The organism is Shinella zoogloeoides (assembly GCF_020883495.1).
GTDB classification, from domain to species: Bacteria; Pseudomonadota; Alphaproteobacteria; order Rhizobiales; family Rhizobiaceae; genus Shinella; species Shinella zoogloeoides.
This window is the reverse complement of sequence record NZ_CP086610.1, coordinates 3,315,795-3,340,045: the sequence shown is the minus strand read 5'-3', so window position 1 is coordinate 3,340,045 and position 24,251 is coordinate 3,315,795. Positions and strand designations below refer to the sequence as shown.

Below are 24,251 nucleotides of genomic sequence, written 5' to 3'. Positions count from 1 at the left end.
CCCGTCTCGTCTGGCGCCAGAAAGCTGACGTACGAACGCCCGTGCGCGTCAAGCGCGAATGGGATGCGGGTGCGGCCATTTCCGCTGTCCGTACGCGGAAATCATTCCCGTGTTCGGCGCTTGGATGAAATTCACGCCGACCGCTGGCGTGTTGCGGGCGTTATAGATAATTTCTAAGAAACGATCCAGAGCGCCGAAGGGCAAATCGGGACAATTTTTTTGCGTTGCGACCAAGGTCGTAAAGGGAAAGTGAAAAGCCATGCGGCTCGTCGTCGAGGGATTGAGCGCCAAGCGCGGCGAAGACCTGATTTTCCAAGATATTTCCTTTGAAATCGCCAGCGGCGAGGCGCTTGTCGTCAAGGGTGCGAACGGTTCGGGAAAGTCGACGCTGCTGCGTGTTCTGGCGGGCCTTCTGCCGGCCCATTCGGGAGCGGCAAAACTTCTTGCTGCAGCGCAACCGGTCGAGCGTGTCAGCGAGGCCGCGCATTATCTCGGCCACCGCAACGCGATGAAGCGGGAGCTGACCGTCGAGGAGAATCTGTCCTTCTGGCAGTCCTTCCTCGGCGACTTTGCCGGCGGGGCGGGCCTGTCGGTCGTCGAGGCGGTCGAGGCGGTTGGTCTCGGCGGTATCGCGCACCTTCCCTTCGGCTATCTCTCCGCCGGCCAGCAGCGCCGCATGGCCATGGCCAAGCTTCTCGTTTCCTGGCGTCCGGTCTGGATTCTCGACGAGCCGACGGCCGCGCTCGATGCGGCCGCTGAAACCATGTTCGCCGGCCTTGTCATGGCCCACCTTTCACGCGGCGGCATTGCGATAGCTGCGACGCACCAGCCGCTTGGGCTGGAAGGGGTGAAGGAGTTGCACATGAAGGGCTTTGCCGGGATCATGGAGGATGTCTGGTGATCGCTCTCCTCCTCCGCGACGTGAAACTCTCCGTGCGCGCCGGTGGCGGCGCATTGGTGGGCGTGCTGTTCTTCATGACGGTCGTCGCCGTCATTCCCTTCGGCGTCGGGCCGGACCTCAATCTTCTCTCCCGCATCGGCCCCGCCATCCTCTGGATCGGCGCGCTGCTCGCCTCCCTCCTCGGCCTCGACCGGCTGTTCCAGGCCGAGCGCGAGGACGGCTCGCTCGATCTTCTCCTGATGCAGGAAACGCCGCTGGTGCTGACGGTCTTCGTCAAATGCATCGCGCACTGGATTGCGACCGGCCTGCCGCTCGTCGTCGCCGCGCCGCTGCTCGGCCTCTTCATGAACATGGACGAGACCGCCATCGGCGCGACGACGCTGACGCTCTTGGCCGGCACGCCCGCCATCACCTTCATCGGTGCGGTGGGCGCGGCGGTGGCGGTGGCGCTGCCGCGCGGCGGGTTGCTCGTCTCCATCCTCGTGCTGCCGCTCGCCATTCCCGTGCTGATCTTCGGGGTGAGCGCGGTCTATGCGGCGATCCAGGACCCGGCCCCGTTCCTGCCGCCCTTCCTCATCCTCGTCGCGCTCAATCTCGCCTTCGCCGTCATCGGCCCGGTCGCGGCGGCGGCGGCGCTTCGGCTTTCGAGCGACTGACGCGGCAAATTGACAGGAAAGTGATTGCGGCAGATCAATTGAAGCCCGGCCCCTTCCGCGTTAAAGAACCATCATGAGCGAACCGAGCCTTGCCATCCGCAAATTCAGCGATCTCGCCAACCCGACGCGGTTCCTGGCGCTGGTCGCCATGATCTGGCCGTGGCTTGCGGGGCTGACGCTCTGTCTGTTCGCCGCAGGTCTCTACCTTTCCTTCACGACGACGGGCGACTACCAGCAGGGCGAGACGGTGCGCATCATGTATGTGCATGTGCCGGCCGCCTGGCTTTCCATGATGTGCTATTCGGTCATGGCGCTCTCGGCGCTCGGCACGCTCGTCTGGCGCCATCCGCTCGCCGATGTCTCGGCCAAGGCCGCCGCGCCCATCGGCGCCTGCTTCACCCTCGTCGCACTCATCACCGGCTCGCTCTGGGGCAAGCCCATGTGGGGGACCTGGTGGGTGTGGGATGCGCGGCTTACCTCCGTCTTCGTGCTGTTCCTGATGTATCTCGGCCTCATCGCGCTCGGCCGCGCCATGGACGACCCGACGCGCGCCGCCAAGGTCAGCGCCGTCCTGATCCTCGTCGGCTTCGTCAACATCCCGATCATCAAATTCTCGGTCGAGTGGTGGAACACGCTGCACCAGCCGGCGAGCGTCATCCGTATGGACGGCCCGACCATAGATCCTGAATTCCTCTGGCCGCTCATCGTGATGGCCGTCGCCTTCACCCTGCTTTTCTTCACGCTGCATATCCTTGCCATGCGCAACGAGATCCTGCGCCGCCGCATCGCCGTGCTGCGCCGCCATGCGGCCCGCGCCGCCGGCCGCACGGGAGGCGCCGCATGAGCCACGCCTTCTACGTCGCGGTGTCCTATATCGCCGCCTTCGCCGTCACGCTCGGCCTCGTCGTCTGGGTGTGGCTCGATCACCGCGCCCGCCACCGCGAGATCGAACAGCTCGAAGCCGCCGGCATCCGCCGCCGTTCGGCGCGCAGCGAGGCCAGTCAATGAGCGAGAGCGAGACGAATGCCGAAGGTGCGGGCAAGCGCACGCGCCTGATCCTCGCCGCGCTGCCGCTGGCGATCTTTCTCGGTCTGGCGCTGATCTTCTGGACGCAGCTCAATTCCGGCCGCGACATTTCCGAAATCCCCTCGGCCCTCATCGGCACCAAGGCGCCCTTCCGCGATCTCGAGCCGCTCGCCGGCGCGACGAGGGACGGCGCGCCGGTGCCGGCGCTGACGGCGCAAGCCGTCAAGGGCAAGCTGACGCTCGTCAATTTCTGGGCGTCCTGGTGCGTGCCCTGCCGGCAGGAGCACCCGGTCATCCTGGCGCTGTCCAAGGACCCGCGCCTTACGGTGGTCGGCGTCAACTACAAGGACGGCAGCGAGAATGCGCTGCGTTTCCTCGGCGAACTCGGCAATCCTTTCTTCGCCATCGGCCTCGATCCCGTCGGCAAGATGGCGATCGACTGGGGCGTTTACGGTATCCCGGAATCCTATCTCGTCGGGCCCGACGGAACGATCCTCTACAAGCGGGTCGGCCCCTTCGATGACAAGAGCCTGAAGGACGGCCTCTATCCGGCCATCGAAAAGGCGCTTGGGACGCCCGCTGCGGCCGGCTGACCCTCCATTTCCGTATAAAACTGTTTCCGTCGCGGCCTCTTGCGTGCCGAGGCGCGCGGGATTATGCCTTTTTCCGCTCTAACGGGGTGCTCGCAGGTTTCGACCTGCCGGCTGAGAGGCTTTTGCCAACCCGAAGAACCTGATCCGGCTCGTACCGGCGGAGGGATTAGACGGCTCAATCCAGCGCCCTATTCCCGTTTGTGACCAGACAAGGAGGCGCTGATGCGCACGGCATTTCTTTCTTCCATCGCGGCGCTTGCCGTATCCCTCGCGTCCTCGGCCTTCGCCGCGGAAAAGACGCTGACCGTCTACACCTATGAGAGCTTCGTTTCCGAATGGGGACCGGGGCCGAAGGTCAAGGAAGAATTCGAAAAGACCTGCGGCTGCAAGGTCGAATGGGTTGGTGTCGCCGATGGCGTGGAACTCCTGACCCGCCTCAAGCTGGAGGGCGAGGGCACCAAGGCCGACGTGGTGCTCGGCCTCGATACAAACCTGATCTCGGAAGCCAAGGCGACCGGCCTCTTCGAGCCGCACGGCCTGAAGCCGGAAGGTCTTGCCGTTCCGGGCGGTTTTTCCGACGATACGTTCCTGCCCTATGACTACGGCCATTTCGCCGTCGTCTACGACACCGAGGCGCTGAAGACCCCGCCGACAAGCCTCAAGGAACTGGTCGAGGGCGATCCGTCGCAGAAGATCGTCATCGAGGATCCGCGCACCTCGACGCCCGGCCTCGGCCTGCTGCTCTGGGTGAAGTCCGTCTATGGTGACAAGTCGGCGGAAGCCTGGGCCAAGCTCAAGGACCGCGTCCTGACCGTCACCCCCGGCTGGTCGGAAGCCTATGGCCTGTTCACCAAGGGCGAGGCGCCGATGGTGCTCTCCTACACGACCTCGCCGGCCTATCACGTCATCGCGGAGAATACCGAGCGCTACAAGGCGGCCGCCTTCTCCGAGGGGCACTACATCCAGATCGAGGTCGCCGGCCTGACGCGCACCTCCCATGACAAGGACCTCGCCCGCCAGTTCCTTACCTTCATGACGGGGCCGGATTTCCAGTCGATCATCCCGGAAACCAACTGGATGATGCCTGCCGCCAAGACGCGCGATCCGCTGCCGGCCGCCTTCGACGCGCTGGTGAAGCCGGAAAAGACCTTCCTGATGTCGTCGGATGAGGTGGCGGCGAACCGTAAGGTCTGGATCGACGAATGGCTCGGCGCGATGAGCGCCAAGTAAGCAAGCAGGACGTAACATGCTTTTCGCCCGCGCCGAACGACAGACGCTCGATATTGCCGGGGGCCTTGCCCTCGGCGGCGTGCTGCTCTTCGTCGGCGCGGCGACTGCGGTGCTGCTTGCCCATGCGGGCGGCAGCGGCGCGCCGCTGTTCGATGCCTATATCGGCCGCGTGGCGCGGTTCACGCTGGTGCAGGCGGCGCTTTCGACGCTGCTTTCCATCGTGCTCGCCATTCCCGTCGCCCGGGCGCTCGCCCGGCAGCGGACCTTTCCCGGCCGCGTCTGGATCGTCAGGCTCTCCGTCGTGCCGCTCGGCCTGCCGGCGCTGGTCGCCGCGCTCGGCGTCGTCGAGATCTGGGGGCGGCAGGGCGTCGTCAACGATCTGCTGCGCCTTGCCGGATTGCAGAACCCCGTCAGCGTCTATGGGCTTGCCGGCATCCTTATCGCCCATGTCTTCTTCAACCTGCCGCTCGCCGCTCGCTTCATGCTCGCCGCGCTCGACCGCATCCCGCCGGAATACTGGCTGTCCTCGGCCAATCTCGGCATGGGTTCGGGGGCGGTCTTCCGGCTCATCGAATGGCCGGTCATCCGCCGCGTGCTGCCCGGCATCGCCGGCCTCGTCTTCATGCTCTGCGCGACGAGCTTCACCATTGTCCTGACGCTCGGCGGCGGGCCGGCGGCGACCACCATCGAGGTTGCGATCTATCAGGCGCTGCGCTTCGATTTCGATCCCCAGCGCGCCGTGCTGCTCGCCTTCCTGCAGATCGCGGTGACGGCGGCGCTGCTCTGGCTTATCTCGCTCTTCGGCCGCCCGCCGGAAGAGGGCATGACGGCCGGCCGCGCCATCCGCCGTTTCGACGGCCGCAGGCGGCGCGTATCGGATGGCCTCGTCATCCTTCTCTTCGCGCTCTTCACCGCCGCGCCGTTGGTCGCCACCCTGATCTCCGGCCTTGCCGCCGACTTCGGCAAGCTGGCGGCCGATGCGCAGCTCCATCGGGCGCTTGCCACGAGCCTCGCCATCTCGCTCGCCTCCGCAACGCTCAGCCTTACCATCGCGCTGCCCGTCGTGCTGGTGCCGCGCCTTGCCGAAAGTGGCGATAGCGGGGTCACGACGCGGCTGATGGGCCGTGCGCTGCCGGCGGTCGGCTCGCTGATCCTGCTCGTGCCGCCGGTGGTCGTTGCCACCGGCTGGTTCCTGATGCTGCGCAGTTTCGGCGAGACGGGCCGATTCGCGCCCTTCGTCGTCACGGTCCTCAACGCTTTGATGGCGCTGCCCTTCGTCACCCGGGTGCTGGAGCCGGCCTATCGAACGCATCTCTCCCGCACCGCGCGCCTTGCGCTCAGCCTTGGCGTCACTGGCTGGCGGCGTTTCCTGCGCATCGACTGGCCGGCGCTGAAAAAGCCCTTCCTTACGGCCTTCGCCTTCGCCATGGCGCTATCGCTCGGCGATCTCGGGGCCGTCGCCATCTTCGGTGCGGATGGTTTCGTTACGCTGCCCTGGCTGCTGTATTCCCGCATGGCGAGCTATCGCACGGCCGATGCCGCGGGCATCGCGCTGATCCTGGGCGTGCTGTGCCTCCTCCTGACGCTGCCTTCGACCACGACCGACCGCCAAATCGAAAGACCCGGCTCCGATGCCTGATCCCGCCATTTTCCTTGCCGACGTCACCGTGCGCTTTGCGGAAAAGCGCCTTGCGTTCGATTGCGCCATTCCCGCCGGCGCAGCCGTTGCCGTCGCCGGTCCCTCGGGTGCCGGCAAGTCGACGCTCTTCAATGTCATTGCGGGCTTCGAAAGGCCGGCGAGCGGCAGGGTCACGCTGTTCGGCGAGGACATGGCCGGCCGCGACCCGGCGGAACGGCCGGTCTCCGTCGTCTTCCAGGACAACAACCTCTTCGCCCACCTTTCCGTCGCCGACAATATCGGCCTCGGCATCGATCCGGGCCTGAAGCTCGATGCGGCGGGCCGGCAGGCCGTCGAGGCCGCGCTCGCCCGTGTCGGCCTTGCCGGTTACGGCAAGCGCCTGCCGGGTTCGCTGTCCGGCGGCGAGCGGCAGCGCGTGGCGCTTGCCCGCGCGCTGGTGCGCCGCCGGCCGATCCTGCTGCTCGACGAACCCTTCGCCGCGCTCGATCCGGCCATGCGGGCGGATATGGCGCGGCTGATCGCCGAACTTCACGCCGAGACGAAGAGCACGCTCCTCTTCATCACCCATCAGCCGGAGGATATCGGCCGGCTTGCGGAGCGGGTGCTGTTCCTCGAGGCCGGTGCGGTGCTCCTCGATACGTCGGCGGAGGATTTCCTTGCGCGCCTCGATCCACCCGCCGTTGCAAAATTCCTCGGCCATTCCGGCATTTAGCGACGGGAGTGGTGATTTGACCGGGCTGGATGCCACAATTTGGTCGCCCCCCTGTGTCACCGGAGCCACAGGAAAACCGTTTGTCGAATGGGGAGTTGCCGGCCGGGTATGGCGCGTCTATCTCATCCGTTCGAAGGCGCGAAGATGCGCGTTCGCGCCGCACCCCAAGGCTGTGGCACGAATGCGAACCCATTGAGGGGCTTGGGCGAAAGACATGGCGAAAGCGACGCAGGAAGCTGCAACGGTATCCGGACGCGGGGTCGCACGGCCTGTCGTGGCCCTGCTGCTTGCCGGCACGCTGCTGGCCGGCTGCCAGTCGCTCATCGAGCAGAGCTATGAGCCGACCATCTCGCCCTCTTCCAATCCGCAGATCGTCGACGAGGTGCAGAAGAATGATCCGCGCGCCCAGATGGGCGCGCGCGAGCATCCGCGCATCGTGGCGAGCTATGGCGGCGAATACAAGGATGCCAAGACCGAGCGCCTCGTCGCACGCATCATCGGCGCGCTGACGGCCGTTTCGGAAAACCCGAACCAGTCCTACCGCATCACCATCCTCAATTCGCCGGCCATCAACGCCTTCGCGCTGCCGGGCGGCTATCTCTATGTCACGCGCGGCCTGCTGGCGCTTGCCAACGACGCCTCGGAAGTTGCGGCCGTGCTGTCGCACGAAATGGCGCATGTCACCGCCAATCACGGCATCGAGCGGCAGAAGAAGGAAGAGGCCGAGGTCATCGCCAGCCGCGTCGTCGCCGAGGTGCTGTCCAGCAACATCGCCGGCAAGCAGGCGCTGGCGCGCGGCAAGCTGCGCCTTGCCGCCTTCTCACGCAATCAGGAGCTTCAGGCCGACGTGATCGGTGTGCGCATGCTGGGCGAAGCGGGCTACGACCCCTATGCCGCCGCGCGCTTCCTCGATTCCATGGCCGGCTATGCACGCTTCACGGCGGTCGATCCGGAAGCGGACCAGAGCCTCGACTTCCTGTCGAGCCACCCGAACGCGCCGCAGCGCGTGGAGCTTGCGCGCATGCATGCGCGGGCTTTCGGCGCGGAAGGCTCGATCGGCGACCGTGGACGCGACTACTATCTCGCCGGCATCGACGGCCTGCTCTACGGCGATGCGCCGGAAGAGGGCTATGTGCGCGGCCAGACCTTCCTGCACGGCAAGCTCGGCATCCGCTTCGACGTGCCGGCCGGCTTCCAGATCGACAACAAGGCCGATGCCGTGCTGGCGACCGGCCCCGGCGATGTCGCGATCCGTTTCGACGGCGTGGCCGACAGCCGTGGGCAGGACCTCGTCAACTACATTTCCAGCGGCTGGGTGACGGGCCTCAAGCCCGAGACGATCCGGCCGATCACCATCAACGGCCTGCAGGCGGCAACCGCCCGGGCCGCTGCGGACCGTTGGGAATTCGATGTCACCGTCGTGCGCATCGACAACCAGATCTATCGCTTCCTGACGGCGGTGCCGGCGGGGTCCAAGGCGCTGGAGCCGACGGCGGAGATCCTCAAGGGTTCGTTCCGCAAGCTGACGCCGGCCGAGGTGGCCGAGCTGAAGCCGCTGCGCGTGCGCGTCGTCACCGCCCGCCCGGGCGATACCGTCGCTTCGCTCGCCGGCCGCATGATGGGCACCGACCGCAAGCTCGACCTCTTCCGCCTGATCAACGCCATGACGCCGACCAGCACGGTCAAGCCGGGCGAGAAATTCAAGATCATCGGCGAGTGACGGCGGCGCACGCCGCCAAAATCTTTCCCTTTCCGCACGACATGCGCTAAGGGCTTCAACCATGATCACGCCGGCTTCCACAGACCAGACCTTCGTCGTCCTTCTCGGCGGCACGCTTGCCGCGACGCCGCGTCTGCGCGCGGACGTGGCCGGCGCCCGGGTCGTGGCGGCGGATGGCGGGATGCGCCATGCGGCCGGCCTCGGTGTTGCGCCGGAACTGTGGGTCGGCGATTTCGATTCCACGCCGCCGGAGCTTCTGGCCGCCTGGCCCCAAATCGAGCGCCAGCCCTATCCCGCCGCCAAGAACGAGACCGATGGGGCGCTTGCCGTCTCCGTCGCCACCGAACGGGGCGCGCGGCGGATCGTGCTTGCCGGCGCGCTCGGCGGGGAGCGCAGCGACCATGCGCTGATGCATCTCATCCATGCCGTCTCGCTGGAAGAGCAGGGCTTTGCGATCAAGCTGACCTCCGGCGAGGAGGAGGCCTGGCCGCTTCTGCCCGGCACGCGGGAAATCGACCTGCCGCAGGGCAGCCTCTTCTCCATTCTCGGCCTTTCGCCGCTGAGCGGCCTTTCCATCGGCAATGTGCGTTATCCGCTCACGGATTTCGCGCTGCCCTTCGGTTCGTCCCGCACCATTTCCAATGTCGCGGAAGGCCCGATCCGCCTTTCGCTCGCCTCCGGCCGCGCAATCCTCATCGCCCGGCCCTATGACCTTTCAGGAGCCTGACCCTTGGCACCGCCTATCCTCAAACTCGACGATATCTTCCTCAGCTTCGGCGGCACGCCGCTGCTTGCCGGCGCAAGCCTGCAGGTGGAGCCGGGCGACCGCATCTGCCTCGTCGGCCGCAACGGCTCGGGCAAGTCGACGCTGATGAAGATCGCCGCCGGCCTTGCCGAGGCGCAGTCGGGCGAGGTCTTCCGCCACCCTTCCGCGACCATCCGCTACCTGCACCAGGCCCCCGATTTCGACGGCTACGACACCGTCGCCGCCTATGCCGAGGCGGGCCTCGGGCCGAGCGACGATCCCTACCGCGTCACCTATCTGCTCGAACATCTCGGCCTTTCCGGTAACGAGGACCCCAAGTCGCTGTCGGGCGGCGAGGCGCGCCGGGCGGCGCTTGCCCGCGTCATGGCGCCGGAGCCGGATATCCTGCTGCTCGACGAGCCGACCAACCATCTCGACCTGCCGACCATCGAATGGCTGGAAGGCGAGCTGCAATCGACCCGCTCGGCCCTCGTCGTCATCTCGCACGACCGCCGCTTCCTCGAAAAGGTCTCCAACGCCACCGTCTGGCTCGATCGCGGCCAGTCGCGCCGTCTCAATCGCGGCTTTGCCCATTTCGAGGCCTGGCGCGACGAGGTGCTGGAGGCCGAGGAGCTGGAGCAGCACAAGCTCGGCAAGGCCATCGAGCGCGAGGAGCACTGGCTGCGCTACGGCGTGACGGCCCGCCGCAAGCGCAATATGCGCCGCCTCGGTGCGCTGCACGACCTGCGCGCCCGCTATCGCGGCCACAAGGGTCCGCAGGGCAGCGTGCAGGCCAGCGCCTCCGACGCGCAGGAATCCGGCAAGCTGGTCATCGAGGCGGAAAAGATCGCCAAGAGCTACGGCGAACGCACCATCGTCGCCCCCTTCTCGATCCGCGTGCATCGCGGCGACTGCATCGGTCTCGTCGGCCCGAACGGCGCGGGCAAGACGACGCTCCTGAAGATGCTGACCGGCCAGCTCGAACCCGACAGCGGCACGGTGAAACTCGGCACGAACCTTGAGATCGCCACGCTCGATCAGCGCCGCGAGGACCTCAATCTCGACGACACGCTCGCCCACTACCTCACCGACGGGCGCGGCGAGACGCTGCTGGTCAACGGCGAGCAACGCCACGTCACCGGCTACATGAAGGAATTCCTCTTCCAGCCGGAACAGTCCCGCACGCCGATCCGCAACCTTTCCGGCGGCGAGCGCGCCCGGCTGATGCTGGCGCGCATCCTCTCGCGCCCGACGAACCTGCTCATCCTCGACGAGCCGACCAACGACCTCGACATCGAGACGCTGGACCTCCTCCAGGAGATCGTCGCGGGCTTTGCCGGCACGGTGCTGCTCGTCAGCCACGACCGCGATTTCCTCGACCGCACCGTCACCTCCACCATCGCGCCCGCCGACCCGGAAAGCCCGGATGGGCGCTGGATCGAATATGCCGGCGGCTATACGGACATGATGGCCCAGCGTCGCGGCGCGATCGAGGAGAAGCGCAAGGCGGAGAAGGCCGAGAAGGCCAAGGCCGCCGACACTTCCGCCGCCGTCGCCGCGGACAGCAAGGGCAAGTCGAAACTCTCCTACAAGCAGAAATTCGCCCTCGAGAACCTGCCGAAGGAGATGGAGAAGGCGGAAAAGGAAATCGCCGCCCGCGAGGCGAAGATGGCCGATCCGAACCTCTTCGCCAAGGACCCGGCCACCTTCAACAAGCTCGCCGCGGAAATGGAGAAACTGCGCGACGGCCTGACGAAGATGGAAGAGGAATGGCTGGAGCTGGAAATGCTGCGGGAAGAGCTGGAGGGCTGAAAAGCCGCCGCGTCGGCCGCCCCTGGAGGGAAAATCTCACTCCATCGTGACTTCCTGTTGAAGCGGCGAGGGCGTATGACCGCTTGAAAGGCTGGCATTGCCGGCGCGCCACTGGAAATGACCATGCCGAAACCGACCCTCTTGCATTGTCTGGCGATCGCGCTGACGCTCGGAGCCGGCGCCGTGCATGCGCAGGAAATAACGAAGCCCAGGGGCGTCGTCGAACTCTTCACCAGCCAGGGCTGCTCTTCCTGTCCGCCGGCCGACAAGGCGCTGGAGACGCTGGCGCGCGAAGGCGAGGTCGTCGCCCTCGCCTATCATGTCGATTACTGGAACTATCTCGGCTGGGCGGACACGCTTGCCTCCAAGGACAATACCGACCGGCAATATGCCTATGCCCGCATGTTCGGCCGCAACGGCGTCTATACGCCCCAGGTCGTGCTGAACGGCCGCGAGCACATCAACGGCGCGGACCTTGCCGGCATCCGCAACCGCATCGCCGCGATGCCGCAGGAGGGCAAGGGGCTGGAAGTGCCGGTCGATGTCGCGGTGAAGAACGACGAGCTGCGCATCCATGTCGGGCCGGGCGAGGGCAAGGCCAATATCGTGATCGCCTATTTCGAGCAGCAGCGCACGATCAATATCGACGAGGGCGAGAACCGCGGCAAGACCGTCAACTACTGGCATGCTGTGACCGACATGGAGACGATCGGCATGTGGGAGGGCAAGGAAACCAATCTGGTGCTTCCCGCCGACATGCTGAAGAAGAAAAAGAAGGCCGGCGGCTGCGCCGTGCTGATCCAGCGCATGCAGAGCGCCGATACGCCCGGCGCCATTCTCGGCGCAACGGTGCTGACGGGCGAGCACGCCTCCCGCTGACGGCCTCCCCGATGGGGGAGGTCCGGTCCGGCTTCCTCGAGGGGCTGGGGCTTGAGGGTTCGAAGAGGCACGGACCGGACCGTAACGAAGCTGCCGGCAACGGAATTTCAGGGCAGCCTCGAGCGACGCACGCTCCACCGAACCGGCTTCCCGCACAAGGCGGCGGGCCGGCGCGAGCGGCGACGGGCGGACTTTCCCCTTAAATTTGGGCGTCTGTTTGTCTGAAATGCGGCGAGAGGAATTTTTGCCAAAACGCAAGTCCGTGGCATCCGCCTTGCATTTCGGTGCCGGTCAGGCACACTGTCACCGTGCCGTCATGGACGAGGTGCCGAGATTCGATGACCGACCAGCCGGATTTTCAGACGCCCGACGTCGTGGTCGACCTTCGGGAATACAGGAGCAGCAAGGACCCGCTGCCCGTGACCTTCCACCGCCGGGAACTCGACGCCATCCTCTGGGTCTATGGCCGCATGGTCGGCGAGGGGGAATGGCGCGACTACGCCATCGACCATATGCGCGACAAGGCGGTGTTCTCCGTCTTCAAGCGTTCCGGCGAAATGCCGCTCTACCGTATCGAGAAGAACCCCAAGCTCGCCGCCAAGCAGGGCGCCTACAGCGTGCTCAACACCCATGGCATGATCCTGAAGCGCGGCCATGAGCTGAGCCAGGTGCTGAAGGTCTTCGACAAGGTGCTGCGTCTGGTCGAGACCTGAGCGCGGCGCCGCGCGCCGGATTGATTCGTGCGCGCAGAGGCAGTATCTATGGACTTCGTGGTGATTTGGCCGGCCGGCTTGCAGCCACGTTAAACAAGTCGCTAAAGGGCCGCGCGAGGAAGAGCCTTACGTGGACCGGTTGCGACGTCGTTGCGGCCGGTTTTGTTTTGGATCGAGTTGAAAGATGCCCATCAAGATTCCCGATACGCTCCCCGCCTTCGAGACCCTCGTCAACGAGGGTGTCCGGGTGATGACCGAAACGATGGCGATCCGGCAGGACATCCGCCCGCTGCAGATCGGGCTGCTCAACCTCATGCCGAACAAGATCAAGACGGAAGTGCAGATGGCGCGCCTCGTCGGCGCCTCGCCGCTGCAGGTCGAGCTGTCGCTGGTGCGCGTCGGCGGCCACCGCGCCAAGAACACGTCGGAAGATCACCTGCTCGCCTTCTACGATACGTGGGAAGAGGTGAAGCACCGCAAGTTCGACGGCTTCATCATCACCGGCGCGCCGGTGGAAACCCTCGACTACGAGGACGTCACCTACTGGGACGAGATGAAGCAGATTCTCGACTGGACCGAGACCAATGTCCATTCGACGCTGAACGTCTGCTGGGGCGCGATGGCGGCGATCTATCATTTCCATGGCGTGCCGAAGCACACGCTGGAAGAAAAGGCCTTCGGCGTCTACCGGCACCACAACAGGAAGCCCTCGTCGGTCTATCTCAACGGCTTTTCCGACAATTTCGAGGTTCCCGTCTCGCGCTGGACGGAAATCCGCATCGAGGACATCCGCAACGTGGCGGAACTCGACATCCTGCTCGATTCCGACGAAACGGGTGTCTGCCTCGTGCAGGAGACGGCCGGCAACCGGCTCTACATCTTCAACCATGTGGAATACGATTCGACCTCGCTCGCCGACGAGTATTTCCGCGATGTCTCGGCCGGCGTGCCGATCAAGCTGCCGAAGAACTATTTCCCGCACAACGATCCGTCGCTGCCGCCGCAGAACCGCTGGCGGGGCCATGCGCATCTGCTCTTCGGCAACTGGATCAACGAAATCTACCAGACCACGCCCTACGACCTTCAGAAAATCGGAACGGGAGCCTGAGCCATGAGCCGCGTCGTCATTCGCCCCCTGCACAAGGATGATGAAGGCGAGTGGCGGCGCCTTTGGACCGCCTATCTCGCCTTCTACGAGACGGTCCTGCCGGAAGACGTCTTCGCCAGCACCTTCGCCCGGCTGACGGGCGCGGCGGCCGAAGGCGAGTATCGCGGCCTTCTGGCGACGCTCGACGGCCGGCCGGTCGGGCTTGCCCACTATCTCTTCCACCGCTCCTGCTGGACCGTCGACAATATCTGCTACCTGCAGGACCTTTTCGCCGATCCGGATGTGCGCGGCAGCGGCATCGGCCGCGCGCTGATCGAAGGCGTCTATGCCAGGGCGAAGGAGGCGGGCGCGCCGGAAGTCTACTGGATGACGCAGGATTTCAACGCCACCGCCCGCCGGCTCTACGACCGCATCGCCGACAAGACGCCCTTCATCGTCTATCAGAAGAATTTCTGAGGCACGCCAGAAAAAGTATGACTTTTTGATTGCGGGCGCGGGCAAATAGCGGCAGGTTGCCCGCACGATTGGGCCGGATGCGGAGGAAACGGGCGGTGCATGCAGGAAACGAGATCTTCGGCCATCTGGAAAGCGGCGAGCCGGTCGAGCGCATCAGGCTGACCGGCGGCGGGCTGACCGCCCATGTGCTGACCTGGGGGTCTGTCATCCAGGACCTGCGGCTTGCCGGCCACGACGCCCCGCTCGTTCTGGGTTACGAAGACCTGCCGTCCTATCTCGCCCACTCCCCCTATTTCGGCGCGACGCCCGGCCGCTGCGCCAACCGTATCGCCGGCGGCCGCTTCGCCATCGATGGCGTCGCCTATCAGCTCGAACGCAACGAGCGCGGCGTCACGCATCTGCATGGGGGCAGCGACGGCATGGGCCGGCAGAACTGGCGCATTGCGGATCAGGGCGGCGATTTCGTCACGCTGGCCGTCACCGATCCTGCCGGCCGCGCCGGCTATCCCGGCACTGCCGCCCTTACCTGCACCTACCGCCTTGCCGGCGACGGCGTGCTCTCGGTCGTTTACGAGGCGACGGCGGATGCCCCGACGCCCGTCAATCTCTGCCAGCACAGCTATTTCAACCTTGACGGTAGCGCCGACGCCTTCGGTCATGAAATCCGCCTTGCCGCCGATCACTACCTGCCCGTCGACGACAAGCTCATTCCGACCGGCGAGGTCCGCTCCGTAGCGGGCACGCCCTTCGACCTTCGGGACTGGACGCCGCTTCGCCGGCAGACGGAGGCGGGCGGCATCGCCTTCGACCATAATTTCTGCCTCTCGCCGGAGCGGCGGGCGAAGCGTTCCGTGGGCGCCGTGCGTAGCCCGGCATCGGGCGTTTCGCTGGAAGTTCTGACCACCGAACCGGGCGTGCAGCTCTATACCGGCGGCTATGTGAATTCGCCCGTTCCCGGCCTCGACGGCCGGCGCTACGGCCCCTTCGCGGGTTTCTGCCTGGAAACGCAGATCTGGCCGGATGCCGTCAACCACGACCATTTCCCCAAGGCGGTGCTGCGCCCCGGCGAGACGCTGCGGCAGGAAACGGACTACGCCTTCCGCAAGGATTGACCGTCTCAGCCGGCCTGCGGCGGAACGATATGGCGGCGGTTGATGGTTGCCGGGCGGCCCCTGATGGAGAGGGCCGTGTCGCGCTTTTCGCGCTCGGCGACGACCTTGCCCTTCGCGACGACGCAGAGCCGGTCGGGACGCAGGCGCACCGCCTCGATGGGATTGCCGGCGTCGAGCACGACGAGGCTCGCGGTCTTGCCGACGGCAAGGCCGAGGTGATCCAGCCCCATGATCTCGGCATTCACCCTTGTCACCATGTCGAAGCAGGCGCGCATATCCGCCGGCGAGGACATCTGCGCGACGTGCAGGCCCATGAAGGCGACGTCGAGCATGTCGGCGGTGCCGAGCGAGTACCACGGGTCGAGCACGCAATCCTGACCCCAGCCGACGCGGATGCCGTATTTCAGCATTTCCGGCACGCGGGTCATGCCGCGACGTTTCGGATAGGTGTCGTGCCGGCCCTGCAGCATGATGTTGATCAGCGGATTGGGAATGGCCGATACGCCCGCCTCGGCGATCAGCGGCAGCAGCTTGGAGACGTAGTAGTTGTCCATCGAATGCATGGACGTGAGGTGCGAGCCGGCCACCCGGCCCGCAAGGCCGAGCCGCTGGGTCTCGTAGGCGAGCTGCTCGATATGGCGCGACAGCGGGTCGTCGGTCTCGTCGCAGTGGAGGTCGACCATCAGGCCGCGCGTCGCCGCGATCTCGCAAAGCTCGGTGACGGAGCGCCGGCCGTCTTCCATGGTGCGCTCGAAATGCGGGATGCCGCCGACGATATCGACGCCCATGTCGAGGGCGCGGATCGTGTTCTCCCGCGCGTTCGGGGCGCGGTAGAGGCCATCCTGCGGGAAGGCGACGAGCTGGAGGTCGATATAGGGCGCGATCTCCTTCTTCACCTCGAGCAGCGCTTCCACGGCGAGAAGGCGGTCGTCGCAGGTATCGACATGGGTGCGGATGGCAAGCAGCCCCATCGAGACGGCCCAGTCGCAATAGGCGAGCGCCCGTTCCTTGACGGCCTCGTGCGTCAGGAGAGGCTTCAGCTCGCCCCAGAGCGCGATGCCCTCCAGCAGCGTGCCCGAGGCGTTGATGCGCGGCAGGCCATAGGACAGCGTCGCATCCATGTGAAAATGCGGATCGACGAAGGGCTGGCTGACGAGGTTGCCGGTGGCGTCGACGATGCGGCCGGCCTCGGCATCGATGCGCGGCTCGATCGCGGCGATCGTCTCGCCCCGGATGCCGATATCGGCGACGGTTCCATCGGGCAGCGTGCCGCCCTTTACGATCAGGTCGAAACTCATCTTTCGCCTTTCTGGTACGGGATCATCAAAGCTTTGGGATAGGTGGCGCGGCGCGCGACCAGGATCAGCGCCAGGATCGACAGCGCATAGGGCATCATCAGGAAGACCTGATAGGGGACGACGCCGCCCGATATCTGCTGCAGGCGGACCTGGTAGGCGTCGAAGGCGGCGAAGAGGATGGCGCCGATCAGCGCCTTGCCCGGCCGCCAGGAGCCGAAGACGACGAGCGCGATGCAGATCCAGCCGCGCCCGTTGATCATCTGGAAGAAGAAGGAATTGAAGGCCGAGGTGGTGAGGAACGCGCCGCCGACCGCCATCAGGGCGCTGCCGGCCATGACCGCGCCCATGCGGATGCCGGTGACGGAAATGCCCTGCGCCTCGACCGCCGAGGGATTTTCACCCGCCGCGCGCACGGCAAGGCCGACGGGCGTGCGGTAGAGAACCCAGGCGACGGCCGCGACCGTGAAGAAGGCGAGATAGGTGAGCGGCGTCTGGGTGAATAGCGCCTCGCCGACGATCGGTATGCTGGACAGGCCCGGGACGGGCCAGGGCTGGAACGGCTCGATCTTCGGCGGCGACGTCACTTCGGGCAGGGCGAGGCGATAGGTGAAATAGGTGAGGCTGGTGGCAAGCAGCGTGACGCCGATGCCCACGACATGCTGCGACAGGCCGAGCGGCACGGTGAGCGTTGCGTGCAGCAGGCCGAACAGCGCGCCGACGAGGGCGGCGACGACGAGGCCCGCCCAGAGATCGCCGCCGGAATAGACGGTGAACCAGCCGGCGAAGGCCCCGGCCGTCATGATGCCCTCGATGCCGAGGTTGAGCACGCCAGCGCGCTCGCAGATGAGTTCGCCCATGGTCGCGAAGATCAGCGGCGAGGCGATGCGGATGGCGGCGACCCAGAAGGAGGCGGAAAAGAGGATGTCGAGCGCGTCCATGTTACTTCCACCTGATCCGGTAGCGCGTCAGGAGGATCGCCACCACCATTGTCAGCAGGGAGGTCGCGACCATGACGTCGGCGATGTAGCTCGGCACCTTGGCCGCGCGGCTCATGGCGTCCGCGCCGACGAAGATGCCGGCGACGAAGATGGCCGAGGCGATGACGCCGAGCGGGTTCAGCATGGCGAGCATGGCGACGACGATGCCGGTGTAGCCGTAGCCCGGCGACAGGTCGAGCGTCAGGTTGCCCTTGAGGCCGGAGACCTCGGAAAAGCCGGCGAGCGCGGCAAGGCCGCCCGAAAGCAGCGCCGTCTTCATCAGCGTGCCGTTGACCGGAATGCCGACGAAGCGTGCGCCCTCGGGATTGTGGCCGACGGCGCGCATCTCGTAGCCGAGCACCGTCTTCTTCATGACGACCCAGACGAGCACGGCCGAGACGAGCGCGACGACGAAGCCGTAATGCAGGCGCTTGCCCTGGATGAGACGCGGAAGCTGCGCCTCGGCGATGACCTTCTGCGACTGCGGCCAGCCGAGGCCCATCGGATCCTTCAGCACGCCTTCGAGCAGCATGGAGACGAACAGCAGGACGATGAAATTGAGGAGCAGCGTGGTGACGACCTCGTCGACGCCGAAGCGGGTCTTCAGCACGGCCGGGCCGAGCAGCAGCAGCGCGCCCGCGGCCATGGCGGCGGCCATGATGAGGGGGATGAGGATCACCGAGGGCAGCGGCAGCGCGCCGGTTCCCAGCACCACCGTCACCACCCCGCCGATATAGAGCTGCGCTTCCGCGCCGATATTCCAGAGCTTCGCCCGGAAGGCGACGGCGATGGCAAGGCCGGTGAAGATCAGCGGCGTCGCGCGGGTCAGCGTTTCGAGGAAGGCGAACTGCGAGCCGGCCGCGCCCTTGGCGACCAGATAGAACACCGACAGCGGCGATGCGCCGGCGGCAAGAACCAGGATCGAGGTCAGCGCCAGCGTGGCGGCGATGGCCGCCAGCGGAAACAGGATCGTGACCGCCAGCGACGGCGCGGGCTTCGGTTCAAGCCGCATGGTCGCTGCGCTCCCCGCTATGGCCGGCCATCAGTTCCCCCAGTTCCCTTATGCTGCGTTCGCCGCGTGAAGACGGCGTCGAAAAACGTCCCTTGGACATGACGACGATGCGGTCCGACAGGGCCAGAACTTCTTCCAGATCCTCGGAGATCAGCAGGATCGCCGCCCCCCGCTCGCGCGCTTCGAGCAGCATGCGGTGCACATAGGAAACCGCGCCGACATCGAGGCCGCGCGTCGGCTGGCTGGCGAGAATGACCGCTGGATCGGGATCGAGCGCCCGGCCGAGGATGAGCTTCTGCATGTTGCCACCGGAAAGCAGGCGGATGCGGGCCTCCGGCGAGGGACACTTGACGTCGTAATCGGCGATGAGCTTTTCGGCGAAGCTGCGGGCGGCCTTCCAGTTGAGGAAGCCGAAGCGGCTGAAGCGTTCGCTGCGGTAGCGCTCGGCGACGACATTCTCGGTCACGCTCATGTCGCCGATACTGCCGACGGCGTGGCGGTCTTCCGGGATGCGGGCGATGCCGTGGGAAAGCGCGGCGCGCGGCGACCAGTCCGCGACCATGCGTCCGGCGATAGAGATGGTGCCGGCGGTCGGGCGGCGGGTGCCGGAAAGGAGCGCGGCGAGGGCCGCCTGGCCATTGCCGGAAACGCCGGCAAGGCCGGTGATCTCGCCCGCCGTGAGCGTGAGCGACACCGCGTCCAGCCCCGCCCCGTTATAGGGCGCGGTGGAGACGCGCTCGAGCACCAGCAGCGGCGCGCCGGGCTTCACCGGGCTGACTTCCGCCGGTTTTACTTCCTGGCCGACCATGAGGGCGGCCAGCTCCTTGCGGTTGGTATCGCCCGTCCGGCGCTCGCCGGCGAGCCGCCCGGCGCGCAGGACCAGCACCCGGTCGCTGACGGCCATGACCTCGTGCAGCTTGTGGGAAATGAAGATGATCGACAGGCCCTTGGCGACGAGCAGCTTCAGCGTGCGGAACAGCGCGTCGGTCTCGGCCGGGGTCAGGACGGCGGTCGGCTCGTCGAGAATGAGGATGCGGGCCTCGCGATAGAGCGCCTTCAGGATCTCGACGCGCTGGCGCTCGCCGACCGAAAGCGTGGAGACCGTGGCGGCGGGGTCGACGGCAAGGCCGAAATCGGCGGAAAGCTGCTCGATGCGCCGGCGCGCCGCGCCCCGGTCGAGCCGCGCGCGCCAAAGGCTCTCGGTGCCGAGCGCGATGTTTTCCTGCACCGTCATGTTGTCGGCGAGGGTGAAATGCTGGTGGACCATGCCGATGCCGGCATCGAGCGCAGCGCGCGGATCGCCCGGCGGAAGCTGGCGGCCGAAGGCCTCGACGGTTCCCTCGTCGGCGACGTAATGGCCGAAGAGGATGTTCATCAGCGTCGTCTTGCCTGCGCCGTTCTCCCCGAGAAGCGCGATGACTTCGCCCCGGTGAAGATCGAAGGAAATGGCGTCGTTGGCCCGGAGCGGACCGAAACGCTTGCTGATGCCGGAAAGGCGAAGGACGGGATCGGGATTGCTGGACACGGCGATGACCGGAATTGCGTTGTGGGCGAGGCATTCTCCCGCTCAGGGAGAGGAGGCCGCCGGCGGTGAAGGCTGAACCTTCATCCGCCGCCACGGCCATCCTTCCCATGAACGGGAGGTAAAGTCAGCTCGACTTCGGTTCGGCGTCGTTGATCTCGACGACGAACGAGCCGTCCTTGATCGCCTTTTCCTTTTCCGCGATCCGCGCCCTGATTTCCTCCGGAACCTTGTTTTCGAAGGTGCCGAGCGGGGCGAGCGAACAGCCGCCATGCTTCATGAAGGAATAGACGCCGTAGTCGGCGGCCTTGAAGGTGCCGGCCTTCACTTCGGCGATCGCCTTGTCGAGCGTCGGTTCGAAATGCCACAGCGCGGAAGCGACCACGGTGTTCGGATAGTCCGCCTGGGTGTCGATGACATTGCCGATGGCGAGCACGTTCCGCTCCTTGGCGGCGTCGGACACGCCGAAACGCTCGGCATAGAGCAGATCCGCCCCGCCATCGATCTGGGCGAAGGCGGTTTCCTTGGCCTTCGGCGGATCGAACCAGGAGCCGATGAAGGCGACCTGGAACTTGGTGTCGGGCGCGGTTTCCTTCACGCCGGCCATGAAGGCGTTCATCAGCCGGTTGACTTCCGGGATCGGATAGCCGCCCACCATGCCGATATTCTTGGACTTGGTCATCGCGCCGGCGACAAGGCCGGAGAGATAGGATGCGTCCTGGATATAGTTGTCGAAGACGGCGAAGTTCGGCACGGCGTCGTCGGGCTTGAAGCTCGATCCCATCAGGAAGGCGACGTCGGGGTAGTCCTTGGCGACGGCGCGCGCGGCGTCCTCCACGCCGAAGACCTCGCCGAGGATCAGCTTGTTGCCGGCCTCGCAATATTCGCGCATGACGCGCTCATAGTCGTTGTTCGCGGTGTTTTCCGAATAGACATATTCGATATCGCCGCGCTCCTTGGCGGCATTGGCCGCCTTGTGGATGCGGCTGACCCATTGCTGCTCGACCGGAACGGTAAAGATGGCCGCGACCTTGATCGGATCGGCGGCGAGAAGACGGCCCGGCAGGCCCGCGGCGGCCACCACGGCGGAGGCGCCGGCGGCCTTGATCAGCGTGCGTCTGGAAATGCCCGAATTGAAGGAATCGCGTCGCATTACATTCCCCTCTGTTTGCCCGCGCGCTTTGAAACGCGTCGTTTTTTACCACTTGGTCAACATAGGAGAAGTCGCGGGGTACAGCAATCGGGTGCGGCGGAAACTTCACAGCGCGCGCAGGCGCGGCAAGAAGCCATGGGCCGCGCGGTTTCGGCGGCGCCAAAACACACAAAAGCCTCGGCGAACCGAGGCTTGGTGTTGATTGCCACTGAGAACTGACCCGGCGTTTCCACCGAGAATTGACCCGCTTATTAGGTATGTTTCGGCTCTGCGGTCGTGGTCAAGTTCCTCGTTTTCTCCTTTGTCGTTTTGGTGTCGTGCGCGGAGCTGTTCTTGAAGCGGAAGCTGTCGTTGCCGGTCTCGAGGATGTGGCAATGATGGGTGAGCCGGTCGAGCAGCGCGGTTGTCATCTTGGCATCGCCGAAGACACTGGCCCATTCGCTGAAGCTCAGGTTGGTGGTGATGATGACGCTCGTGTGCTCATAGAGCTTGCTCAGCAGATGGAACAGCATCGCACCGCCTGAAGCACTGAACGGCAGATAACCGAGCTCGTCGAGGATGACGAGATCGGAGTGTGCCAGGCGGTTGGCGATCTGGCCTGAGCGACCTTGGGACTTCTCCTGCTCGAGCGCGTTGACCAGTTCCACGGTCGAGAAGAACCGAACCCGCTTGTGATGATGTTCGATGGCCTGGACACCGATGGCCGTGGCGATATGCGTCTTGCCCGTGCCGGGACCGCCGACCAGGACAATGTTGTTGGCGTCGTCCAGGAAGTCGCAGCGATGAAGCTGACGGGCCAGCGCCTCGTTGATCTCACTGCTGGTGAAGTCGAAGCCGTTCAGGTCACGATAGGCTGGAAAGCGTGCCGTCTTGAGCTGGTAGGCCGTCGATCGAACTTCACGTTCCGCGGTCTCCGCCTTGAGGAGCTGCGACAGGATCGGGATTGCCGCCTCGAATGCCGGCGATCCCTGCTCGGTGAGTTCGCCGACGGCCTGGGCCATGCCGTGCATCTTCAGTTGCCGCAGCATGATGACGACAGCGCCGCTTGCTGGATTATGACGCATGGCGGGCCTCCGTCTTTCTCAGCGCATCGTATCGTTCGACATTGGCCTTGGGCTCGTTGACGAGCGTCAGGGCCTGAGGTGCATCGATGGTGGGCGGTGTGAAGGATTTGCCGTCGACGAGGCGATGCAGCAGGTTCAGCACGTGGGTCTTCGTGGGGACGCCGGACTTCAGCGCCATGTCGACCGCCGATAGCACGGCCTGTTCGTCGTGCTGGAGAACAAGGGCCAGGATATCGACCATCTCGCGGTCGCCACCCGGCTTCTTCAGGAGGTATTGCTGCAAGGTCCGGAACGCGTCCGGTAGCTCGGCAAAGGGTGCACCGTTGCGAAGCGCGCCTGGCTTGCGTTGCACGACCGCCAGATAGTGCCGCCAGTCGTAGATCGTCTGTCCCGGTCGGTCGTGAGAGCGATCGATGACGCGACGATGCTCGCAGACGATCTGGCCTTCCGCAGCAACCACGACACGATCCGGATAGACCCGCAGGCTCACCGGTCGATTGGCGAAGGATGCCGGCACGCTGTAGCGATTGCGCTCCAGATGGACGAGGCAGGTTGGCGTGACCCGCTTCGTATACTCCACGAAGCCGTCGAACGGACGGGTAACAGGCATCAATGCCAAAGCTTCCTCAGCCCAGATGTCGGCAATGGTGCCGCGCATCTGTCCGTGTGGGGTCTTTGCCCAGAATTCCTTGCACCGAAGCTCCAGCCAGTCGTTCAGGGCATCCAATGATGGAAAGCGCGGAACAGGTTGGAAGAAGCGATGACGCGCATCCTGAACATTCTTCTCGACCTGCCCTTTCTCCCAACCAGACGCGGGATTGCAGAACTCCGGCTCGAATACGTAGTGACTGGCCATCGCCAGGAAACGGACATTGACGTCGCGCTCTTTCCCGCGGCCGACCTTGTCGATCGCCGTGCGCATGTTGTCGTAGATTCCGCGGCCGGGGATGCCGCCGAAGACCCGGAATGCATGATTATGGGCATCGAACAGCATCTCATGCGTCTGCAGGAGATAGGCCCGAACGATGAAGGCGCGGCTGTAGCTCAGCTTCGTGTGCGCCACCTGCAGTTTGGTGCGCTCATTGCCGATGATGGCCCAATCTTCCGACCAATCGAACTGGAAGGCTTCGCCGGGGTCAAACGCCAGGGGCACATATGTCCCGCGGCCCGTCGTCTGCAATTCTCTCTGCCGATCATCACGCCATTCCCGAGCAAATGCCGCAACCCGATTGTAGGAGCCCTCGTAGCCAAGGCTCATCAGATCGGCATGCAACTGCTTCATCGTCCGCTTCTGCTTGCGGTTCTTCTTGGATTCGCTCTTCAGCCAGGCAGACAACCGATCAGCAAAAGGATCAAGCTTGCTTGGCCGCTCCGGGACTTTGAACTTCGGCTCCACGCCGTCCAGGCGCAGGTATTTGCGGATGGTATTCCGGGACAGGCCAGTCCTGCGGCAAATCTCCCGGATCGATAGTTCTTCTCGAAAATGCCAGCGTCGGATCACGCTCAATAACGCCATGTCGATCACTCCATAGCCCCCGCTGAAAACATGCGAGGGAAGGTTGGAACATGGGTCAATTCTCAATGGAAATATCAGGCCACGCCGGGTCAGTTCTCAGTGGCAATCAACACCGTGTGGTAACCGCGCTCCCTTCCACCGTTTCCGCGCCTAGCGATTTCCACCGCGCCAAAACGCACAAAAGCCCCGGCGAACCGAGGCTTCGAAACTTTGGAAAGAATGGAGCGGGTGAAGCGATTCGAACGCTCGACCCCAACCTTGGCAAGGTTGTGCTCTACCCCTGAGCTACACCCGCTCATCGTCGACGGCCTGGGGTAGTTCGTGGCCGAAGGTCGCTGCGTTGCGGCGACGGGCGGTATATGGCCTAAGCCATTTTCAAATGCAACAGGGAAATGTCGGATTTTGAA

Annotated in this window: 23 protein-coding genes, 1 tRNA gene and 2 riboswitches; of the genes, 16 read left to right on the top strand and 8 right to left on the bottom strand. The window is 65.2% G+C overall.

Features of this window, described 5'->3' with window-relative positions; translation table 11 throughout:
• Positions 1-259: 259 nt before the first annotated feature.
• The 16 genes from ccmA to K8M09_RS16415 all read left to right on the top strand — a co-directional run bounded on the left by ccmA (position 260) and on the right by K8M09_RS16415 (position 15,302).
• Positions 260-901 (top strand): heme ABC exporter ATP-binding protein CcmA, encoded by a 642-nt coding sequence (gene ccmA / locus K8M09_RS16490; protein WP_160787659.1) that lies wholly within the window; start codon positions 260-262, stop codon positions 899-901.
• A complete protein-coding gene (gene ccmB, locus K8M09_RS16485) occupies positions 898-1,557 on the top strand; it encodes a heme exporter protein CcmB (RefSeq protein ID WP_160787660.1) in 660 nt (219 codons plus the stop codon). The genes ccmA and ccmB overlap by 4 nt, the downstream gene beginning before the upstream one ends.
• Positions 1,558-1,630: 73 nt before the next feature.
• Complete coding sequence (locus tag K8M09_RS16480) at positions 1,631-2,401, top strand: heme ABC transporter permease (RefSeq protein WP_160787661.1); 771 nt, start codon at positions 1,631-1,633, stop codon at positions 2,399-2,401.
• Positions 2,398-2,565, top strand: a complete 168-nt coding sequence (gene ccmD / locus K8M09_RS16475; RefSeq protein ID WP_160787662.1) for a heme exporter protein CcmD — start codon at positions 2,398-2,400, stop codon at positions 2,563-2,565. Before K8M09_RS16480 ends, ccmD begins: the two co-directional genes overlap by 4 nt.
• On the top strand, positions 2,562-3,176 hold the full coding sequence (locus K8M09_RS16470; RefSeq protein ID WP_160787663.1) for a DsbE family thiol:disulfide interchange protein: 615 nt from the start codon (positions 2,562-2,564) through the stop codon (positions 3,174-3,176). Before ccmD ends, K8M09_RS16470 begins: the two co-directional genes overlap by 4 nt.
• 72 nt (positions 3,177-3,248) lie before the next feature.
• Positions 3,249-3,359, top strand: a riboswitch (TPP riboswitch).
• Positions 3,360-3,398: 39 nt separating this feature from the next.
• A complete protein-coding gene (gene thiB / locus K8M09_RS16465) occupies positions 3,399-4,406 on the top strand; it encodes a thiamine ABC transporter substrate binding subunit (RefSeq protein WP_160787664.1) in 1,008 nt (335 codons plus the stop codon).
• A 16-nt stretch (positions 4,407-4,422) separates the two neighbouring features.
• A complete protein-coding gene (gene thiP / locus K8M09_RS16460; RefSeq protein ID WP_160787665.1) occupies positions 4,423-6,045 on the top strand; it encodes a thiamine/thiamine pyrophosphate ABC transporter permease in 1,623 nt (540 codons plus the stop codon).
• Positions 6,038-6,757 carry a thiamine ABC transporter ATP-binding protein gene (gene thiQ / locus K8M09_RS16455; RefSeq protein ID WP_160787666.1) on the top strand — a complete coding sequence of 240 codons (720 nt, stop codon included), beginning with the start codon at positions 6,038-6,040 and terminating at the stop codon, positions 6,755-6,757. Before thiP ends, thiQ begins: the two co-directional genes overlap by 8 nt.
• 214 nt (positions 6,758-6,971) lie before the next feature.
• Complete coding sequence (locus K8M09_RS16450) at positions 6,972-8,477, top strand: M48 family metalloprotease (protein ID WP_160787667.1); 1,506 nt, start codon at positions 6,972-6,974, stop codon at positions 8,475-8,477.
• Between the two features lie 61 nt (positions 8,478-8,538).
• A complete protein-coding gene (locus tag K8M09_RS16445) occupies positions 8,539-9,204 on the top strand; it encodes a thiamine diphosphokinase (protein WP_160787668.1) in 666 nt (221 codons plus the stop codon).
• A 3-nt stretch (positions 9,205-9,207) separates the two neighbouring features.
• Entirely contained in the window at positions 9,208-11,034 is a 1,827-nt protein-coding gene (locus K8M09_RS16440) for an ABC-F family ATP-binding cassette domain-containing protein (protein ID WP_160787669.1), read from the top strand.
• Positions 11,035-11,151: 117 nt separating this feature from the next.
• Entirely contained in the window at positions 11,152-11,913 is a 762-nt protein-coding gene (locus K8M09_RS16435) for a DUF1223 domain-containing protein (protein WP_160787670.1), read from the top strand.
• Between the two features lie 338 nt (positions 11,914-12,251).
• Complete coding sequence (locus K8M09_RS16430; RefSeq protein ID WP_160787671.1) at positions 12,252-12,626, top strand: DUF2794 domain-containing protein; 375 nt, start codon at positions 12,252-12,254, stop codon at positions 12,624-12,626.
• 47 nt (positions 12,627-12,673) lie between these two features.
• A riboswitch (SAM riboswitch) is annotated at positions 12,674-12,751 on the top strand.
• A 59-nt stretch (positions 12,752-12,810) separates the two neighbouring features.
• Positions 12,811-13,734, top strand: a complete 924-nt coding sequence (gene metA, locus K8M09_RS16425) for a homoserine O-acetyltransferase MetA (protein ID WP_160787672.1) — start codon at positions 12,811-12,813, stop codon at positions 13,732-13,734.
• 3 nt (positions 13,735-13,737) lie between these two features.
• Positions 13,738-14,190 carry a GNAT family N-acetyltransferase gene (locus K8M09_RS16420; protein ID WP_160787673.1) on the top strand — a complete coding sequence of 151 codons (453 nt, stop codon included), beginning with the start codon at positions 13,738-13,740 and terminating at the stop codon, positions 14,188-14,190.
• A gap of 95 nt (positions 14,191-14,285) precedes the next feature.
• Positions 14,286-15,302, top strand: a complete 1,017-nt coding sequence (locus K8M09_RS16415) for an aldose epimerase family protein (RefSeq protein WP_229341950.1) — start codon at positions 14,286-14,288, stop codon at positions 15,300-15,302.
• 5 nt (positions 15,303-15,307) lie between these two features.
• On the opposite strand, the gene K8M09_RS16410 is transcribed toward K8M09_RS16415, so the two are convergent.
• The 8 genes from K8M09_RS16410 to K8M09_RS16375 form a co-directional block, all read right to left on the bottom strand.
• On the bottom strand, positions 15,308-16,600 hold the full coding sequence (locus tag K8M09_RS16410) for an amidohydrolase family protein (protein WP_160787675.1): 1,293 nt from the start codon (positions 16,598-16,600) through the stop codon (positions 15,308-15,310).
• Positions 16,597-17,538, bottom strand: coding sequence for an ABC transporter permease (locus K8M09_RS16405; RefSeq protein WP_160787676.1), 942 nt, complete (start codon positions 17,536-17,538; stop codon positions 16,597-16,599). The genes K8M09_RS16410 and K8M09_RS16405 overlap by 4 nt, the downstream gene beginning before the upstream one ends.
• Before the next feature lies 1 nt (position 17,539).
• On the bottom strand, positions 17,540-18,589 hold the full coding sequence (locus K8M09_RS16400) for an ABC transporter permease (RefSeq protein ID WP_160787677.1): 1,050 nt from the start codon (positions 18,587-18,589) through the stop codon (positions 17,540-17,542).
• Positions 18,579-20,114, bottom strand: coding sequence for an ABC transporter ATP-binding protein (locus K8M09_RS16395; RefSeq protein ID WP_160787678.1), 1,536 nt, complete (start codon positions 20,112-20,114; stop codon positions 18,579-18,581). Before K8M09_RS16395 ends, K8M09_RS16400 begins: the two co-directional genes overlap by 11 nt.
• 124 nt (positions 20,115-20,238) lie before the next feature.
• Complete coding sequence (locus K8M09_RS16390; protein ID WP_160787679.1) at positions 20,239-21,264, bottom strand: BMP family protein; 1,026 nt, start codon at positions 21,262-21,264, stop codon at positions 20,239-20,241.
• A 251-nt stretch (positions 21,265-21,515) separates the two neighbouring features.
• Positions 21,516-22,328 (bottom strand): IS21-like element helper ATPase IstB, encoded by an 813-nt coding sequence (gene istB / locus K8M09_RS16385; protein WP_160788246.1) that lies wholly within the window; start codon positions 22,326-22,328, stop codon positions 21,516-21,518.
• Positions 22,318-23,844: an IS21 family transposase gene (gene istA, locus K8M09_RS16380; RefSeq protein ID WP_160788247.1), complete on the bottom strand. Its 1,527-nt coding sequence runs from the start codon at positions 23,842-23,844 to the stop codon at positions 22,318-22,320. The genes istB and istA overlap by 11 nt, the downstream gene beginning before the upstream one ends.
• A gap of 220 nt (positions 23,845-24,064) precedes the next feature.
• Positions 24,065-24,139 (bottom strand) — tRNA-Gly (locus K8M09_RS16375).
• Positions 24,140-24,251 lie beyond the last annotated feature (112 nt).

Coding starts and splice junctions, on each gene's coding strand:
- ccmA (WP_160787659.1), top strand. CDS start 260: ATGCGGCTCGTCGTCGAGGGATTGAGCGCCAAGCGCGGCGAAGACCTG.
- K8M09_RS16480 (WP_160787661.1), top strand. CDS start 1,631: ATGAGCGAACCGAGCCTTGCCATCCGCAAATTCAGCGATCTCGCCAAC.
- ccmD (WP_160787662.1), top strand. CDS start 2,398: ATGAGCCACGCCTTCTACGTCGCGGTGTCCTATATCGCCGCCTTCGCC.
- K8M09_RS16470 (WP_160787663.1), top strand. CDS start 2,562: ATGAGCGAGAGCGAGACGAATGCCGAAGGTGCGGGCAAGCGCACGCGC.
- thiB (WP_160787664.1), top strand. CDS start 3,399: ATGCGCACGGCATTTCTTTCTTCCATCGCGGCGCTTGCCGTATCCCTC.
- thiP (WP_160787665.1), top strand. CDS start 4,423: ATGCTTTTCGCCCGCGCCGAACGACAGACGCTCGATATTGCCGGGGGC.
- thiQ (WP_160787666.1), top strand. CDS start 6,038: ATGCCTGATCCCGCCATTTTCCTTGCCGACGTCACCGTGCGCTTTGCG.
- K8M09_RS16450 (WP_160787667.1), top strand. CDS start 6,972: ATGGCGAAAGCGACGCAGGAAGCTGCAACGGTATCCGGACGCGGGGTC.
- K8M09_RS16445 (WP_160787668.1), top strand. CDS start 8,539: ATGATCACGCCGGCTTCCACAGACCAGACCTTCGTCGTCCTTCTCGGC.
- K8M09_RS16435 (WP_160787670.1), top strand. CDS start 11,152: ATGACCATGCCGAAACCGACCCTCTTGCATTGTCTGGCGATCGCGCTG.
- K8M09_RS16430 (WP_160787671.1), top strand. CDS start 12,252: ATGACCGACCAGCCGGATTTTCAGACGCCCGACGTCGTGGTCGACCTT.
- metA (WP_160787672.1), top strand. CDS start 12,811: ATGCCCATCAAGATTCCCGATACGCTCCCCGCCTTCGAGACCCTCGTC.
- K8M09_RS16420 (WP_160787673.1), top strand. CDS start 13,738: ATGAGCCGCGTCGTCATTCGCCCCCTGCACAAGGATGATGAAGGCGAG.
- K8M09_RS16410 (WP_160787675.1), bottom strand. CDS start 16,600: ATGAGTTTCGACCTGATCGTAAAGGGCGGCACGCTGCCCGATGGAACC.
- K8M09_RS16405 (WP_160787676.1), bottom strand. CDS start 17,538: ATGGACGCGCTCGACATCCTCTTTTCCGCCTCCTTCTGGGTCGCCGCC.
- K8M09_RS16400 (WP_160787677.1), bottom strand. CDS start 18,589: ATGCGGCTTGAACCGAAGCCCGCGCCGTCGCTGGCGGTCACGATCCTG.
- K8M09_RS16390 (WP_160787679.1), bottom strand. CDS start 21,264: ATGCGACGCGATTCCTTCAATTCGGGCATTTCCAGACGCACGCTGATC.
- istB (WP_160788246.1), bottom strand. CDS start 22,328: ATGCGTCATAATCCAGCAAGCGGCGCTGTCGTCATCATGCTGCGGCAA.
- istA (WP_160788247.1), bottom strand. CDS start 23,844: ATGGCGTTATTGAGCGTGATCCGACGCTGGCATTTTCGAGAAGAACTA.